General features: G+C 59.7%; 13 protein-coding genes. 7 read left to right on the plus strand and 6 right to left on the minus strand.

Annotation, left to right across the window (positions count from 1 at the left end):
- Positions 1 to 130: 130 nt before the first annotated feature.
- Positions 131 to 1,288: a DUF2333 family protein gene (locus QRN60_RS11270; protein ID WP_129564930.1), complete on the plus strand. Its 1,158-nt coding sequence runs from the start codon at positions 131 to 133 to the stop codon at positions 1,286 to 1,288.
- Positions 1,289 to 1,319: 31 nt separating this feature from the next.
- Here the strand turns inward: QRN60_RS11270 and QRN60_RS11275 are convergent, their stop codons facing one another.
- Positions 1,320 to 2,036, minus strand: coding sequence for a helix-turn-helix transcriptional regulator (locus tag QRN60_RS11275; RefSeq protein ID WP_004430116.1), 717 nt, complete (start codon positions 2,034 to 2,036; stop codon positions 1,320 to 1,322).
- Between the two features lie 100 nt (positions 2,037 to 2,136).
- On the minus strand, positions 2,137 to 2,658 hold the full coding sequence (locus QRN60_RS11280) for a TIGR00645 family protein (protein ID WP_004430114.1): 522 nt from the start codon (positions 2,656 to 2,658) through the stop codon (positions 2,137 to 2,139).
- Between the two features lie 343 nt (positions 2,659 to 3,001).
- Here QRN60_RS11280 and QRN60_RS11285 point away from each other — a divergent pair, with 343 nt between their 5' ends.
- Complete coding sequence (locus tag QRN60_RS11285) at positions 3,002 to 5,242, plus strand: TonB-dependent hemoglobin/transferrin/lactoferrin family receptor (RefSeq protein ID WP_107675850.1); 2,241 nt, start codon at positions 3,002 to 3,004, stop codon at positions 5,240 to 5,242.
- A gap of 56 nt (positions 5,243 to 5,298) precedes the next feature.
- Here QRN60_RS11285 and QRN60_RS11290 read toward each other — a convergent pair whose 3' ends face one another.
- Positions 5,299 to 6,243 (minus strand): extensin-like domain-containing protein, encoded by a 945-nt coding sequence (locus QRN60_RS11290; protein ID WP_112293548.1) that lies wholly within the window; start codon positions 6,241 to 6,243, stop codon positions 5,299 to 5,301.
- A gap of 282 nt (positions 6,244 to 6,525) precedes the next feature.
- Here QRN60_RS11290 and QRN60_RS11295 point away from each other — a divergent pair, with 282 nt between their 5' ends.
- Both QRN60_RS11295 and QRN60_RS11300 read left to right on the plus strand, forming a co-directional pair.
- Complete coding sequence (locus QRN60_RS11295) at positions 6,526 to 8,715, plus strand: anthranilate synthase (RefSeq protein ID WP_129565613.1); 2,190 nt, start codon at positions 6,526 to 6,528, stop codon at positions 8,713 to 8,715.
- Positions 8,712 to 9,224 (plus strand): GNAT family N-acetyltransferase, encoded by a 513-nt coding sequence (locus tag QRN60_RS11300; protein ID WP_165000638.1) that lies wholly within the window; start codon positions 8,712 to 8,714, stop codon positions 9,222 to 9,224. Before QRN60_RS11295 ends, QRN60_RS11300 begins: the two co-directional genes overlap by 4 nt.
- Here the strand turns inward: QRN60_RS11300 and QRN60_RS11305 are convergent.
- Complete coding sequence (locus tag QRN60_RS11305; RefSeq protein ID WP_080866346.1) at positions 9,221 to 10,165, minus strand: HD-GYP domain-containing protein; 945 nt, start codon at positions 10,163 to 10,165, stop codon at positions 9,221 to 9,223. The two genes, QRN60_RS11300 and QRN60_RS11305, sit on opposite strands and share 4 nt — an antisense overlap.
- A gap of 278 nt (positions 10,166 to 10,443) precedes the next feature.
- Here QRN60_RS11305 and ade point away from each other — a divergent pair, with 278 nt between their 5' ends.
- Entirely contained in the window at positions 10,444 to 12,138 is a 1,695-nt protein-coding gene (gene ade / locus QRN60_RS11310; protein ID WP_129564932.1) for an adenine deaminase, read from the plus strand.
- A gap of 194 nt (positions 12,139 to 12,332) precedes the next feature.
- Here ade and aac(6') read toward each other — a convergent pair whose 3' ends face one another.
- Together aac(6') and bglA are read right to left on the minus strand one after the other, a co-directional pair.
- On the minus strand, positions 12,333 to 12,785 hold the full coding sequence (gene aac(6') / locus QRN60_RS11315) for an aminoglycoside 6'-N-acetyltransferase (RefSeq protein ID WP_129564933.1): 453 nt from the start codon (positions 12,783 to 12,785) through the stop codon (positions 12,333 to 12,335).
- Positions 12,782 to 14,446, minus strand: coding sequence for a beta-galactosidase BglA (gene bglA / locus QRN60_RS11320; protein WP_129564934.1), 1,665 nt, complete (start codon positions 14,444 to 14,446; stop codon positions 12,782 to 12,784). The genes aac(6') and bglA overlap by 4 nt, the downstream gene beginning before the upstream one ends.
- Before the next feature lie 153 nt (positions 14,447 to 14,599).
- Between bglA and QRN60_RS11325 the strand changes: the two genes are divergently transcribed.
- Positions 14,600 to 15,520, plus strand: a complete 921-nt coding sequence (locus tag QRN60_RS11325; RefSeq protein ID WP_004430082.1) for a sugar kinase — start codon at positions 14,600 to 14,602, stop codon at positions 15,518 to 15,520.
- Positions 15,521 to 15,717: 197 nt separating this feature from the next.
- Positions 15,718 to 16,767, plus strand: coding sequence for a bifunctional monoglucosyl/glucuronosyl diacylglycerol synthase (locus QRN60_RS11330; protein ID WP_004430079.1), 1,050 nt, complete (start codon positions 15,718 to 15,720; stop codon positions 16,765 to 16,767).
- The last annotated feature ends 7 nt before the right edge of the window (positions 16,768 to 16,774 follow it).

Below are 16,774 nucleotides of genomic sequence, written 5' to 3' on the forward strand. Positions count from 1 at the left end.
TCCCGGTTGACCGGGACATATCTGGAAGACAGTAAATGACCGCGGTTTATACGAAGCGCCGAAGGGTTCGGCCGGACCGAGGTTCTTTCTTCCGGCGTCCAGCCCCACGGGCAGAGGAGACTATGACGACATGATCGACCGGATCACCGCCTGGATTCAGGCAGCCTTCAGCGCCATCGGCAGGGCCGCCGGTCTTCTCGTCGCCTGGCTTTTGTGGCCCTTCATGGCCGCCCATGGCTGGTATCAAGGCCGCAACTGGATCATCAAGGGCCCAATCGCTCTGGTTCTCATCCTGCTTGCCGGCTTTTACGGATATTTCGTCTGGCAAACGCAGGTCTGGAGCAATTTCGATCCGGATTACATTTCCCGTTACAAGCTTGCCGAACGTACCGTGCCGCCCGGACAGGAATTGCCGGCTGCCAGCCCGACTTCGCCCGCCGGCGCAACGGGTGCCGCCGCCAACACATCCGCGCCTGTTTGCCAGCGTTCGGCCATCGTCGACGCCGCCGCCGATCTTACCGATTTCAACGTCAGCCAGAACGCCTGGATTTCCTCCATGCTGCTCTATCGTCTCGGCCTCTTCGGCATGGACTGGGACAGCACGCCGTTTCTGGACAACAAGGCCTCCTTCCAGCGCGGTGTAAATCAGGCCGTGCGCCGCACCTCGGTTGAACTGGTGGATACGCTCGGCCGCGTACGCGGAACCTCCGGCATCAACAACAATCTCCAGGAAGCGCGCGGCAACATGCAGTTCAGCGAATATTCCTGGTATTTCGGCCTCGATCCCTTCGGCCCGAAGACGCCGACCCCCAGCTATTACCGCGCCGCCATCCGCAGCTTCCAGGCCTTCAACGGCGAACTCACGGCCTGCAAGGCGGTTTTTGACACCCGCGCCGACAACCTGATCCAGTTCATCGATCGTATCGCAGGCGACATCGGTTCGACTTCGGCGATCCTTCGCGAGCGTTCGGAAAACTATAATGGCGGCTGGTTCGACACCCGCGCCGATGACCGTTTCTGGTTCGCTTATGGCCAGCTCTACGGTTATTATGGCGTGCTTTCCGCCGCAGGATCGGACTTCGCGCAGGTCATCCGCGAGCGTAACCTGACAAACCTGTGGAACGACACGCTGTTGCAAACCCGCGCGGCGCTGCGCATCCAGCCGGCGATCATTTCCAATGGTGAGGAAAGCGGCTGGATCATGCCGTCGCACCTCGCCACCATGGGATTTTACGTTTTGCGAGTGCGCTCGAATCTCGTCGAGCTTCGCTCGGTTCTCGACCGGTAAGGCAGAGGCCTCCCCCGGACGACAGGTTCGATCAGTCTATCAGGCCAAGGCGTATAGCCTTGGCCACGAGCTGGGTGCGGTTGACGCAGTCGAGCTTGCGGATGGCGTTGTTCATATAGGCATTGACGGTATGTTCCGAGATGGAGAGAAGCTCGGCGATCTCCACGGAGGTCTTTCCCTGCGCCGTCCAGCGCACGACGTCGAGTTCCCGTTTCGTCAGTGGCGAGGGACCCCTGGAATTGGCGCGACAAAGGCGGTCATAAACCTCCAGCGCATGCAGCACGATCATGCTCAGCTCGTTCAGCGAGGCTTGCGGCAGGACATCGCGATCGCCTGCGAAATTCATCAGATGCCGGTTGCCGTACATGCCGTGCACCGGCACCATGAGACCGGAGGTAATGCCCATGCTGCTTAGCGAGGCCGCCGCATGCAGCAGCGGTCCACCGGCAATATCCGGGTCCTGCAGCGACCAATATTGCGGCATCATCGATGACGCGCCGCGCTTGATGACGGGACAATCCCCAAGTGCGCCATCCTTGGTCATCGCATTCACAACCCAGATCGGCAGGCTGCTTTCAACGACCGTGGGCAGGGCATAGACATTTTGGCCGCCGGGCAAGCGCAGCAGGGTCACATAAGCGTAGCCGAAGGCGCGCATCACCTCCCGCAGCGCCTCCAGCCATTGGGATTTGTCGGCTGCCGCCGACAGATCGTCACAAAGTCTGGCCTGGCGCTCCGTCTTCGCCATTCACGCGCCCTCGCCGCGCCGGGACGCACTGCCCGGAGCGAGAAACATGCAGCATGGCCAGGACGGGATTGCGACCTTCATATCGGCTGGACCATCCTGATCAAAGCACCGGCTTTTCGGATTTGTCCTTCGGCTTTGCCATCAGTTTTTCGAGGAAACCGAGCATGACCGCCGAGACGACAAAAGCCAGATGAATGATGGTGAACCACATCAGCTGGCTGTCCGTATACTGGCTGGCGTTGAGGAATATCTGCAGCAGGTGGATCGATGAAATCGCCACGATCGACGACGCGACCTTGATTTTGAGGCTGCCCGAGTCGAGCTTGCCCAGAAACGAAACCTCGGCATCCGACTCGTCGAAGCGGCTGACGAAGTTCTCGTAACCGGAGATCATCACCATGACGATCAGGCTGGCGACCAGCGCCGCATCGATCAGCCCGAGCATGGCAAGGATCATATCCGCTTCGTCGTAAGTGAAGACGTTTTTTGCAACCTTCAGAAACTTGAGCATGAAGGAAAATGCATAAACCGCGAGCGCCGCGACGAGCCCGAGATAAAAGACCACAAGCAGCCAGCGGCTGGAGAGAATGATCCGCTCGACGAGCAGTTCAAGAGACTTCATTTCCGTATCCGATTAATAATCTGTTTATTGTTTCGCCATGTAAACTGGCTGCGAATATCCTAGCAAGCGGCAATGTCGGGACTTTGACCGTATCGCGGCGTTTTCGCACCCATTCACCAGCCGGACTCCGCTGGGGGATAAGCGTCGTATTTTTGCAACATACCGTTATGCTTTAAAACATGATGTAAAAAGTCATATATAATATGTTGACAGTTATCGTCATGTTTTTTAGTCCTCGATTATCGGCTCGCCCGTAACAATCAAAACAGTTTCAGCCGCGGCGGCAAACGCGGCGTGCTTTGGCACGCCGTGGCCCATTCGCGCGCCTACCTGGGGGTACTTCATGTCCATTTCGCGCACGCAATCCGCGTTGCTTCTGTGCACTGCCATCTCTCTCCTGCCGCTTGCCGGCCCCGCACGGGCACAGGATGCCGCTTCGCAGGCGGACGGCACCACCACGCTTGAAAAGATCGTGGTCAAGGGCAAGCGTGTCAAAAGCGCCAATGCCGTCGCCGACACGCCGCTGGCAAGCCAGACCACAGCGGAAGACATCCGCAAGAAGGACATCGCCAGCATCAAGGACCTCGGCAACAGCACGGAACCGGGCGTCGATTACGTGGATGCCAAGCCCGGCAGGCCCGGCGGATTGTTCATTCGCGGCCTCGGCGGCGCGCGCGTCGTCACTTTGATCGATAATATTCCTGTTCCCTACTTCAACAATTTCGCCCGCCAGGGCCAGGCCACCACCACTCTCAGTGATACGAATTCGAGCTTCGATTTCTCCTCGCTTTCGACTGTTGACGTGGTGCGCGGCGCCGATTCCAGCCGCATCGGCTCCGGTGCTCTCGGCGGCGCGCTCGTGCTGCGCACGCTCGAGCCGGAAGACCTGATCGGCGAAGGCAGGGACTGGGGTGGTGTGGCCAAGACCACCTATGACAGCGAAGACAGAAGTGTCGGCGGATCGATCGCCGTCGCCAAGAAGATCGAGAACACCTCGGTCCTGTTCCAGGGTTCCTACAAGCGCGGCAACGAGACGGACAACAAGGGTACGGCCGACGTCTACGGAACGCGCCGCACCAAGCCCAACCCCGCCGATACCTATGAAAGCAACCTGATGTTCAAGATCCGCCAGGATCTTGAAGGTGGCCACCGCATCGGGCTGACGGCCGAGCGTTATTCGCTGAGAGACCGCAGTGACATGAAGACCCTGCAGGGCGTCAGCGTATCGGGATCGACCTACCGGATCGGCGACTACCGGGGTTACGAGGATACCGAGCGTGACCGCGTATCGCTCGATTATGAATACGAGGCGCCCTCGACCGACGGCGTGATCGACGCCGCCAATCTCTCGCTTTACTGGACGCGCCTTTCCAAGGAGTCCGGCGCGGGCGACCGCCTGACCAACAATTCGCTCTATATTCGCGAAGACAGCATGCGCAATAGCGCATTCGGCATCGTCGGCGGCCTCGAATCCGGTTTCGAGCTTGGCGGCGTGCAGCACACAGTCCGCTTCGGCGGCAACGCCATGACGACCGATTTCAGCCAGGAACTGTTCGCCAACACGGCCGGATCGACCTCGTCTTCGCAATCGGACATGCCTGACGTGAGCGGCAAGAGCCTCGGCCTTTATCTCGATGACGAAATCGCCTTCGGCAACGGCTTCCGTCTTACCCCTGGCCTGCGCTTCGATTCCTACGACTACGACCCTGACGGTTCGGTTTCCAGCAATGGCGGCTACAGAACCTTCGGCCTGCCGAGCGGCAACAGCGGCTCACGCTTTTCGCCGAAGCTTCTTGCAACTTACGACGTCACCCCGGAACTGCAGCTCTTCGCACAATGGTCGATGGCCTATCGTGCCCCGACGATCAACGAACTGTACCTGAACTTCTCCAACATAAGCTCCGGCTACGCTGTTGTCGGCAATTCCGCCCTCAACCCCGAGACCAGCAATGGTTTCGAAATCGGCGCGAACTATGCCTCCGGCGACCTGACGGGAAGCCTGACGCTGTTCCACAACAAGTACAAGAACTTCATCGAGCAATACACGACCTCGACCACCCTGTTCCCCGGCTTCGGCGGCAGGGGCAACGGATCGCTCTTCACCTATCGCAACCGCAACAATGTCGAAATCTCCGGTGTCGAAGCCAAGGTCCGCAAGGATCTCGCAAACGGCTTCTTCGCCCATGCCTCGCTTGCCTACGCCTATGGCAAGGACACCGATACCAACGAGTTCATTCGCACGGTCGCGCCGTTCAAGTCCGTCCTCGGCGTCGGTTATGCGCAGGATGTCTGGGGTACGGAACTGACCGGCGTCTTCTCGTCCGGCATGCGTGACGACAGGGTGGCCAACACCTTCGATGCCCCCGGCTACGGCGTCTTCAACCTGACCGGCTGGTGGGAGCCGGAACAGACCAAGGGCCTGCGCATCCAGGCCGGTATCTACAATCTGTTTGACAGGAAATACTGGAATGGGGTCGGCGTCCGCGACGTGAACCCGAATTCCGTCAGCACCGTCAACCAGCCGGTCGATTTCTATACGGAAGCAGGCCGCACCTTCAAAATCTCCCTGACCCAGAAATTCTAAATCCGGGCGGAAATATCATCTCCAGTCGGGGCGGCCTTCGGGTCGCCCCTTTTTTGTCAGCGGCAATAGAGATAGCTGCCCTTGCGTTCCAGCACGTCGAGATGCAGGTGATCCTGATGGGTGGCGTCGCTGCCGGGCGAAAGAACCGTGCGGAAGAACAGGCAGGCGGCGGCGGTGATGGTGCGCTGGAAAGCGCCTTCCGGCGTCCCGTCCTCGACCCGCGGCTTCATCACCAGCGGCTCACCCTTGTCGAAGGAAATGGTGGAAATATCCACGGCATTGCCCTTGGCATGTTCGGAAATCTTGCCGTTTTCCGCGCTGTTGCGGTTGCGGCAGATATAGGTCGAGGCATTGGCAATGGCCGTCACCTTTTTCTCCGGCAAAGCGAGAGCCGCCGCCGGCAACATCATCTCCTTTGTCCAGCGGGAAAGCGCAAGCGCGGTTTCGCAACGCATGGTGCCCGATGGTTCCAGCTTGATACCGGGCAGAACCACGGAAAGCTCGACAGGCGCTTCGATGCCGCACCCCTGCTCGGCATCGCGGATCGGCTCAAGCTGCTTGAACTCAGCGCCGATCTCCTTCAACGCGCCAAGGCATGTCTGAAGTGCGGCCGGATCTTCCGGTTTCACCGGCTCCGGTGGTTTCTCGTCGGGTTTGGCCGCCTCGTCACCGGGCTTCTTACGCTCCCCGTCGTCCTTGCCCTCGCCTTCCTTTCTGGCGTCATCGGAACCTTTATCAGCGGGTGTCTTTTCATCATCCGATTTCTGCTCCTCCGAAGCCTGCGGCTTCGCGTCCGGTTTCTGCTCTTCCGGGCGCTGCGGTTTAGGGGCCGGTTTCGGCGCTTCCGCCGGGCTTTGCGGCATCTCGTCCGATGGTTTTTCAGAGGGGGTGGAGGATTGCCCCTCGCCCGGTTTTGGCTGCGGCACCGGTACCTGCGCCGGCGGTTCAGAGGCGGAAATCAATGCGAGGGTGGCTACCAGAAGACACAGACGATGAAGCATTTTTCGGGGCACTCCTGACCGTTTCGGCAGGAGAGCAACGCAGCGGCGGCCGGTAAGGTTCACTCCCTTGCCGAAATCCGCTTGCCAAGGCGGATCGTGCACGCTAACAATTTTCCCATGAATATCGTGTCTAAGAACATTGCTAACTGGTGGTGGGGCAGCTTTTCGCGGCCTTGACCAGTCATGTCTTCAGACAAAGTCCAAGCCGCCCGAATTTTCAGGCGGCTTTTTTGTTATTTTGCCGCCTGTCATCGGGCCTGAACAACAGGAAGTACGAAAGAAATGGTAACGATCATTCAGGATGACGGAGCGGAAACCTACGAGACGAAAGGCGGCATCAAGGTCAGCCGAAAACGCCGGCCCGCCGACTATGCCAACGCCATCGATAATTATATCGAAAAGCTCGATTCCCATCGCGGCGCGGTCTTCTCGTCCAACTATGAATATCCCGGCCGTTACACCCGCTGGGATACGGCCATCATCGATCCGCCGCTCGGTATCTCCTGTTTTGGCCGCAAGATGTGGATCGAGGCCTATAATGGCCGTGGCGAAGTGCTGCTTGGCTTCATCACCGAAAAGCTGAAGGCGACGCCCGATCTCACGCTTGGCGCTTCCACCACACGCCGCCTCGATCTCACCGTCAACGAACCGGACCGCGTCTTCACTGAGGAAGAACGTTCGAAAATCCCGACCGTCTTCACTGCGCTGCGCGCCATCGTCGACCTTTTCTATTCGAATGCGGATTCGGCAATCGGCCTGTTCGGCGCTTTCGGTTACGATCTCGCTTTCCAGTTCGACGCCATCAAGCTGTCGCTGGCGCGGCCGGAAGACCAGCGCGACATGGTGCTGTTCCTGCCCGATGAAATCCTCGTCGTTGACCATTATTCCGCCAAGGCCTGGATCGACCGTTACGATTTCGAAAAGGCCGGCGCGACGACGGACGGCAAGTCCTCCGAAATCACACCCGAGCCGTTCAAGACCACCGACACGATCCCGCCCAAGGGCGATCACCGTCCCGGCGAATATTCCGAACTTGTCGTGAAGGCCAAGGAAAGCTTCCGCCGCGGCGATCTGTTCGAGGTCGTTCCCGGCCAGAAGTTCATGGAACGCTGCGAAAGCAATCCATCAGCGATTTCGCGCCGCCTGAAGGCGATCAATCCCTCGCCCTATTCCTTCTTCATCAATCTCGGCCATCAGGAATATCTGGTCGGCGCTTCGCCGGAAATGTTCGTGCGCGTCTCCGGCCGCCGCATCGAGACCTGCCCGATCTCAGGCACCATCAAGCGCGGTGACGACCCGATTGCTGATAGCGAGCAGATCCTGAAACTGCTCAACTCGAAAAAGGACGAATCCGAGCTGACCATGTGCTCGGATGTGGACCGCAACGACAAGAGCCGCGTCTGCGAGCCGGGTTCGGTGAAGGTCATCGGCCGCCGCCAGATCGAGATGTATTCGCGCCTCATCCACACGGTCGACCACATCGAGGGCCGTCTGCGCGACGATATGGACGCCTTTGACGGCTTCCTCAGCCACGCATGGGCCGTCACCGTCACCGGTGCACCCAAGCTGTGGGCCATGCGCTTCATCGAAGGCCATGAAAAGAGCCCGCGCGCCTGGTATGGCGGCGCGATCGGCATGGTCGGCTTCAACGGCGACATGAATACCGGCCTGACGCTGCGCACCATCCGCATCAAGGACGGCATCGCAGAAGTGCGCGCCGGTGCGACGCTGCTCAACGATTCCAATCCGCAGGAAGAAGAAGCAGAAACCGAACTCAAGGCCTCCGCCATGATATCAGCCATTCGCGATGCCAAGGGCACCAACTCCGCTGCCACCAAGCGCGATGCCGCCAAGGTTGGCAACGGCGTCAAGATCCTGCTCGTCGATCACGAGGACAGTTTCGTGCACACGCTGGCGAATTATTTCCGCCAGACGGGTGCCACGGTTTCCACCGTCAGAACGCCTGTCGCCGCAGACGTGTTCGATCGCTTCCAGCCAGATCTGGTCGTACTTTCGCCCGGACCGGGCAGCCCGACGGATTTCGACTGCAAGGCGACGATCAAGGCCGCCCGCGCCCGTGACCTGCCGATCTTCGGTGTCTGCCTCGGCCTTCAGGCGTTGGCGGAAGCCTATGGCGGCGAGCTTCGCCAGCTTGCGGTGCCGATGCACGGCAAACCCTCGCGCATCCGCGTGCTGGAACCTGGCCTCGTCTTCTCCGGTCTCGGCAAGGAAGTAACCGTCGGCCGTTACCACTCGATCTTCGCCGACCCCGCCACCCTGCCGCGTGATTTCATCATCACCGCGGAAAGCGAGGACGGCACGATCATGGGCATCGAACACGCCAAGGAACCGGTGGCCGCCGTTCAGTTCCACCCGGAATCGATCATGACGCTCGGCCAGGACGCCGGCATGCGGATGATCGAGAATGTCGTGGTGCATCTGACCCGCAAGGCGAAGACGAAGGCGGCATGATGGTGGCTACCGACGCCATCAGCATCGAACCCATCCGGGCGGAGCACGTTGAAAGCTTTCACCGTGCTCTCGATACGGTATCGCGCGAGCGGAAATATCTGAGCTTCCTGGAGGCGCCGCCGCTCGATTCGGTTCGCGCCTTCGTTCTCGACATGATCGAAAACGACCATCCGCAATTCGTGGCGATTGCGGATGGCGAGGTGGCCGGCTGGTGCGATATTCGCCGCCAGAGCAGAGCAACCCGCGCCCATTGCGGCACGCTCGGCATGGGCATCCTGCCCGCCTATCGTGACAAGGGACTTGGCGCGCGGCTGATGCGGCGGTCACTCGATGCCGCCCGTCAATGCGGGCTGCATCGTGTCGAGCTAAGCGTACATGCGGACAATGCGAGAGCAATTGCGCTTTATGAAAAGATCGGTTTTGTGCATGAAGGCCGAGCGCGCGACGCCGTCCTGATCGACGGGCGTCACATCGACAGCCTCAACATGGCGATCATCTTCGGCAGCTAACCCCTCGGCAGCGACGCCGAAATACACAGGGCAAACTTTTTCAGAAGCTGCATGTCGAAATGCCCCTCCCGGCGCAGCATCCATGTCAGCGCTTCATTCGCCGTCCACGGCTTCTTGTAGGGCCTGACCGAGGTCACGGCGTCATAGACATCGCAGACCGCCGCGATACGGGCGTAAAGGCTGATCTCGCCGCCCGCACGGCCACTCGGATAACCGCCGCCATCCATCCGCTCATGATGATTGAAGCAGACATCAAGCACCATTGATGGCATCTGCGCGTTGCGTGACAATATATCCCGGCCGAATGCCGGGTGAAGATTGATGATCTCCCGCTCGCTGGCGCTCAATCCTTCCGCCTTGTTGAGGATCGATGAGGGGATTTCCACCTTGCCGATATCATGCAGCAACCCGCTGATGCCGAGCAGATTGACCGTTCCCCTGTCGAGCCCGAGATAATTACCGAAAAGAATCATCAGGCCACTGACGGAGACCGAGTGCACAAACGTTGTTTCGTCTTTCGATTTCAGGCGGGTGACGCCGATGAAAATCGCCGGGTTCGACTGCACGGCATCGGAAATCTTGCCCGCCGCCGCAGCCATGCCCTTCAGCGAGACACTGCCGCCGGCTTCAGCGGAGGCAAAGGTTTCGGCAATGGTATCGGCGGCCGAGCGTACGGCATGGGTAACGGCAGCCACGGTTTCCGGGCAATTGCACAATGGCGGTGAAACGGCTGCCGAACGCTTGCTGCCTTCGGTGTCGTGCCCCTTGGCCGTGTTGATGACGATGCTTTCGGCGCCGCTCAATTTCAATTGACGCATTAATTCCTCATGCCGCAAAAGAAAGCGGTGCCGCTTTAAAAATCCCTGGTTCGAAAGCGTTCCTTCGACCGCTTCGATAAACATGCCAAGCGTCAGTTGCTGGGTGGAAATTCGTTTGAGCATCAGATGCTTTTATTTTCCTTCCCGGGAATGATAACCTGAAACCGCAATTCAAAAAAAATGTCGGCGCGCAACCGGCTAAACTATAAAGGTGAAGTCAAGCCTTCCCAACTTGCCTAAACCTGGGCCTTGAAAGATTAGATAACACAAATATGAAAATTTTTTACTCCGGATATATTTAAAACTCAAAGAATCAATCCAAATAGACCAAGAAACAACCTTAGAATGTAAATAGTGAAAACTATCGCATACGACGCAAATCAGGAGCCGAAGAAACCCGCATGAATTCCAGACTTGAAACGCGTATCGACCAGGGTACGGGCCGTGAACCGGCGGACATGGTTCTCAAGGGCGGACGCTTCTTCGACCTCGTTACCGGAGAACTCGTCGCGTCGGATATCGCCATATGTGGCGACACCATCGTCGGCACCTGCGAGAACTACAAGGGCCGACAGGAAATCGACATTTCCGGAAAAATCGTCGTTCCGGGTTTCATCGATACGCATCTCCACATCGAATCGTCACTGGTGACACCGCACGAATTCGACCGCTGCGTTCTGCCCTATGGCGTTACCACCGCCATCTGCGACCCGCACGAGATCGCCAATGTTCTCGGTGTTGAGGGGCTTCAGTTCTTCCTCGACAGCGCCATGGAAACCATCATGGACATTCGCGTGCAGCTCTCCTCCTGCGTGCCCGCGACCCATCTGGAAACATCAGGCGCCGATCTGCCGATCGAAAAGCTGCTGCCATTCCGCGATCATCCGAAGGTCATCGGCCTTGCCGAATTCATGAATTTTCCCGGCGTCATCCACAAGGACCCGGTGTGCATGGCAAAGCTCGAGGCCTTCCAGGGCCAGCATATCGACGGGCACGCGCCACTTCTGTCCGGAACGGCGCTGAACGGTTATCTCGCCGCCGGCATCCGCACCGAACATGAATGCACCAGCGCGCCGGAGGCGCTGGAGAAAATCCGCAAGGGCATGCATATTCTGGTGCGCGAAGGCTCGGTCTCGAAGGACCTGCACGCCCTGATGCCAATCATAACCGAGCGACTGTCGCCCTATCTGGCGCTCTGCACCGATGACCGCAACCCGCTCGATATCGCCGAACAGGGCCATCTCGACTATATGATCCGCACGGCGATCGCCAGCGGCGTCGAGCCGCTCGCCATCTACCGCGCCGCCTCGATTTCCGCCGCCAAGGCCTTCGGCCTGCGCGATCGTGGTCTCGTTGCACCGGGCTGGCGCGCCGATCTCGTGGTCGTCGACAGCCTGCAGAACTGCAAGGCCAGCATGGTGCTTTCCGGTGGCCGGATCGTCGATGACGCCCTGTTTGCCACCCGCAAACCGGTTGCACCCGTGGGTCTCGACAGCGTCAAGGCAAGGCCGGTGCTGGCGGCCCATTTCGGCGTGCCGGTCACGGAAGGCGAAAGCCCGGTCATGGGCGTGCTTCCCGGCAAGATCATTACCGAGCACCGCCGCTACAGGCTGCCGACAGACGGCAACCAGACCACCGTCGATCTTGAGAACGACATCATCAAGGTTGCCGTCATCGAACGCCATGGCAGGAACGGCAACCACGCCAATGGTTTCGTTCAGGGCTTCGGCCTGAAGAAGGGCGCGATCGCCTCAACCGTCGGCCATGACAGCCACAATATCTGCGTCGTCGGCGTCAACGAGGACGACATGGCGCTGGCCGCCAACCGGCTCGGCGAAATCAAGGGCGGTTTCGTGGTGGTGGAAGACGGCAGGGTCACCGGCGAGATCGCTTTGCCCGTGGCCGGGCTGATGAGCCTCGAACCCTATGAGACCGTTCGCGATACGCTGCACACACTCAGAAAAGCAGCCTATGCGCTCGGCACGACGCTGGAAGAACCCTTCCTGCAAGTGGCCTTCCTGCCGCTGCCCGTCATTCCGCATTTGAAGATTTCGGATATGGGCATGGTGGATGTGGATCGGTTTATGCTGATCTGATTGGCGGAAAATGCCTCGGCGGAAGACGGGAAACGCGCATGAAACGCCGACCTCCTCATTCCTGTGCTTGTCGCAGGAATCCAGTCGACGCGCGTCTGCGCGGCGAGAGAGTCTTTTCCGCCCAAAGACTTGGGCTGGCTAGATTCCTGTGACAAGCACAGGAATGAGGGAAGCATCTGCTGTGCCTCTGCCCCTCAATCCGAAGGCAGAAGCTTGCGGAAATAAACCACCCGCTCCGTTTCCTCAAATCCCAGCGCCGCATGCATGCGATGGGAATCGACATTTGCAATATCGGCATCGGATGCGAGTTCGGTGACGCCCTGGCTGATGGCCCAGCGGGTCACTTCGGCCACGAGCGCTGCGGCAACGCCCTGTCTGCGAAACGCCTCCTCGACATAAATTCCCTCGAGAAACGCCACGGGCGACGTGCCGCAGCCGTTGACGTAATCCCGCCGCAGACTGACCTCGGCAAAACCAATGGCCACCCCGGCCGGATCGTGGACAATAAATCCAGCCCCGGCGTCGGAGACGTCCTGTAACTCCGCCCTATGTTCGTCAGGCGTGGTATCCGGCCACAGGCGGTGTCGCAAAAGACACCAGTCATCCCGATAGTCGGCAGCGTTTCCGATGACGAATGGACCGCTCATACAACTGTCCCGCAAAACACATCCAGCCCATCGAGCTTGACAATCCCCGCATCGAACAGCGGCGCGAAACCCGGCATCGGCAGGATATCCGTGACCCGCATGCCTTTCGGTATCGGAAATTCCAGGGCCTCGCGCGTCAGGTTGAAAACGAACAGCAGTTTTTCGTCGCCCTTCTGGCGCGTGAAGGCCAGCACATCGAGATTGGTCTTGATGAAGTGCATGTCCCCATCGCGCAGCGCGCCGTGACCTTTGCGGAAAGACAAAACCGCACGATAGTGGTTCAGAACCGAATCCGGCTTGCGCTCCTGCGAATCCACGGCCTGCATGGCATGGACATAGGGCACCGGCAACCAGGGCTTTTCAGCGCTTGAAAAGCCGGCATTCGGCTTGCCGGTCTCCCACACCATCGGCGTGCGGCACCCGTCACGGCCCTTAAAGGCGGGCCAGAAGCGGATGCCGTAGGGATCGCGCAAATCCTCGAAGGCAAGTTCGGCCTCGGTCAAACCCAGCTCCTCGCCCTGATAAAGGCAGATGGAGCCGCGCAGGCTGGCGAGGACACAGATGGCGAGCTTCGCAACCCGTGTCTGCTCTTCAGCGCCTTCGGAAAACCGGCTGAGGTGTCGCACCACGTCATGGTTGGAAAAGGCCCAGCAAACCCAGCCATCCGTTACCACCTTGCCGAAGGTCTCGACCGAACCGCGTAAATGTTTGGCGCTGAAATCCGGCCCCAGCAGATCGAAGGTGTAGCACATGTTGAGCTTGTCGTTGCCGGACGTATAGGCCGCCACGGTTTTCAGCGACCGAGCCCCGTCACCCACCTCACCCACCGTTGCACGGCCCTCATATTCATCGAGCAGCGCGCGGAAGCGCTTCAGGAAAGCCACGTTTTCCGGCCGGGTCTTGTCGTAAAGATGATCCTGCATGCCATAGGGATTGACGTCGGACGCATCGAGACCAAAACTTTCCTCGTCGAAAAGCGGCGGGTTGTCGCGCAAAAGCTTGTCGTGGAAATAGTGGTTGACGGTATCGAGCCGGAAACCGTCCACGCCGCGATCCAGCCAGAAGCGCACGGTTTCGAGAAGAGCATCCTGAACCTCGGGATTGTGAAAATTCAGGTCCGGCTGCGAGGCGAGGAAGCTGTGCATGTAATATTGCTTGCGCACGCCGTCCCATTCCCAGGCCGGTCCGCCGAACACGGAAAGCCAGTTTGTCGGCGCCGTGCCATCCGGCTTGGGATTGGCCCAGACATACCAGTCGGCCTTGCTGTTGGTGCGGCTGGCACGGCTGTCCACGAACCAGGGATGCTGATCTGACGTGTGCGAAATAACCTGATCGATGATGACCTTCAAGCCCAGCCGGTGCGCCTCGGCCATCAGGGCGTCGAAATCGGCAAGCGTGCCGAACATCGGATCGACATTGCAATAATCGGAAACGTCATAACCCATATCGGCCATGGGCGAGGTGAAGAAAGGCGAGAGCCAGATGGCATCGACACCGAGCGAGGCGATATAGGGCAGACGTTTCGTCACCCCGGCAAGATCGCCATATCCGTCACCGGTCGTATCCTGAAACGAGCGCGGATAAACCTGATAGATCACCGCTCCCTTCCACCAGTCCGATTGCGCTTGGGGTTTGTGGACCGGGGCATGGGTTAGCGGCATGGGCGATCTCCTGATGGTTTGAGCGGAGAATATAAAGCCGACGCGGCCGCGTAAACCGGAACTTCGCACATGCACAAACGGCCAAAACCGCCCTTGTCAGCGGCGCGCACTCGTCGTAAGCCGCATGGCTGGAAAAAACGGGAGGATGACAGCGTGGGCGGACGGTTTCTGTCGATTGGCGAATGCATGGTGGAACTGTCGCAGGCCGGCGACGGGCTGCTGCGCAAGGGTTTTGCGGGCGATACGTTCAATACCGCCTGGTATGCCCGCGCCTGCCTGCCGGAAGACTGGTCGGTCGATTATTTCACCGCACTCGGCGACGATCCGCTTTCGGAAGACATGCTGGCCTTCATTGCCGATGCCGGCATCGGCACCGAAAAAATCCGCCGTATCAAGGGCGGCACACCCGGCCTTTACCTCATCAACCTGAAGGATGGCGAGCGCACCTTCAGCTACTGGCGCAACGCCGCCGCGGCAAGACAGCTGGCCGCGGACGCGGATCATCTGCGCAAAACGGTCGAAAGCGCCGATGTTGTCTATTTCTCCGGCATCACGCTCGCCATTCTCGCCTCCGCGCATGATGTCGATACGTTTCTGGCGGAACTGCGCCGCGCCAAGGCGGCGGGCAAGCTCGTGGTGTTCGACCCCAACATCCGCCCGCGCCTGTGGGCGGACAAGGACAACATGCTCGAGACCATTTCCAACGGTGCGCGCGCCGCCAAGCTTGTCATGCCGAGCTTCGATGACGAGGCGAGCCATTTCGGCGATGCTTCCGTTGAAGCGACCATCGACCGCTATCGTTCACTCGGCGTCGAAAACATCGTGGTCAAGGACGGCGCCAAGGGTGCGACGCTCGATTTCGGCGGCAGCCGCAGCCACGCCCCGGCGGAAAAGGCCGTGGACGTGGTGGATACGACAAGCGCCGGTGACAGCTTCAACGGCGCGTTCCTCGCCCGTTATGTGACCGGCAGTTCCCCGGAGGAAGCGGCCACCTTCGCCGCAAGGGCGGCGGCAACCGTCATCGGTCACCACGGCGCGCTGATCAGCCCCGAGCTGCTTCCGCTGGTGGGATAGCCCCCTATCTGCCCCTCATTCCTGTGCTTGTCACCGGAAACCGGCCGACGTGCGTCTACGCGGCGGAGAGCCTCCTCTCAGCCGCTTCCCCGCTGTCAAAAGCCCTGACATGATCCTGTAACACGCACGCCGCATATACGGACAGAAGCCGGGCAATGGGGATTCGCCCGCGCGCAGATGAGCAGGATCAGTGTTTCATGACGAGAATCACGATTGTCACAGATGCCTGGCACCCGCAGGTCAACGGCGTGGTTCGCTCGATAGAAAATACCAACACCGAACTGGCGCGGCTGGGTGTGGATGTGCGCATGGTCACGCCGCAGAGTTTTTACAGCATCCCCTGCCCCACCTATCCGGAAATTCGCCTCTCCGTCGCCGGCTATCGCCGTGTGGCGGCGGAGATCGAAAAAAGCCAGCCCTCCTTCGTGCATATCGCGACGGAAGGGCCGCTGGGCTTCATGGCGCGGCGCTGGTGCGTGAAGAACCGCATGCGTTTTTCCACCAGCTATCACACACGCTTTCCCGAATATGTGGCGGCGCGTTTCCCCGTCCCGGAAAGCTGGCTTTATGCCTTCGTGCGCTGGTTCCACAATGGCGGCAACACCTGCATGGTGGCCACCCCGAGCCTTGAGACCGAGCTGGAAGCGCGCGGCGTGCGCAACCTGAAGCGCTGGAGCCGCGGCATCGACGCCGAGCTTTTCCATCCCCGCCCGAAGGCAAAGCTGCCTTTCGACCTGCCGAGGCCGATCTTCATGACGGTGGGACGTGTGGCGGTGGAGAAGAACCTGCCGGAATTTCTCGACCTCGACCTGCCGGGCTCGAAGATCGTCATCGGTGACGGCCCGGCCCGCCATGAATTGCAGGAAAAATATCCTGATGTGCTGTTCACTGGCGTCAAGACCGGTGAGGACCTCGCCGATGCCTATGCGCAGGCCGATGTCTTCGTTTTCCCCTCGAAGACCGACACATTCGGCAATACCATTCTGGAAGCGCTGGCAAGCGGCGTGCCCGTGGCCGCCTTCCCCGTTACCGGACCGATCGACATTCTCGGCGGCAACCCCGCTGCCGGCGCGCTGGACGACAATCTTCGCGATGCCTGCCTGGCGGCGCTTCATTGTTCGCCACAGGCGGCGCTGGCGCTCTCCAAAAGCTACAGCTGGGAAAAGGCTTCAAGGCAATTTCTCGACAATGTCATCCACGCCGCCGGGAAATCGCTGCCGCTGTTATCCCGTTCCCAACTTGCATGAAGGCAAT

Source organism: Agrobacterium sp. CFBP2214 (genome assembly GCF_030209895.1).
GTDB classification, from domain to species: domain Bacteria; phylum Pseudomonadota; class Alphaproteobacteria; order Rhizobiales; family Rhizobiaceae; genus Agrobacterium; species Agrobacterium radiobacter.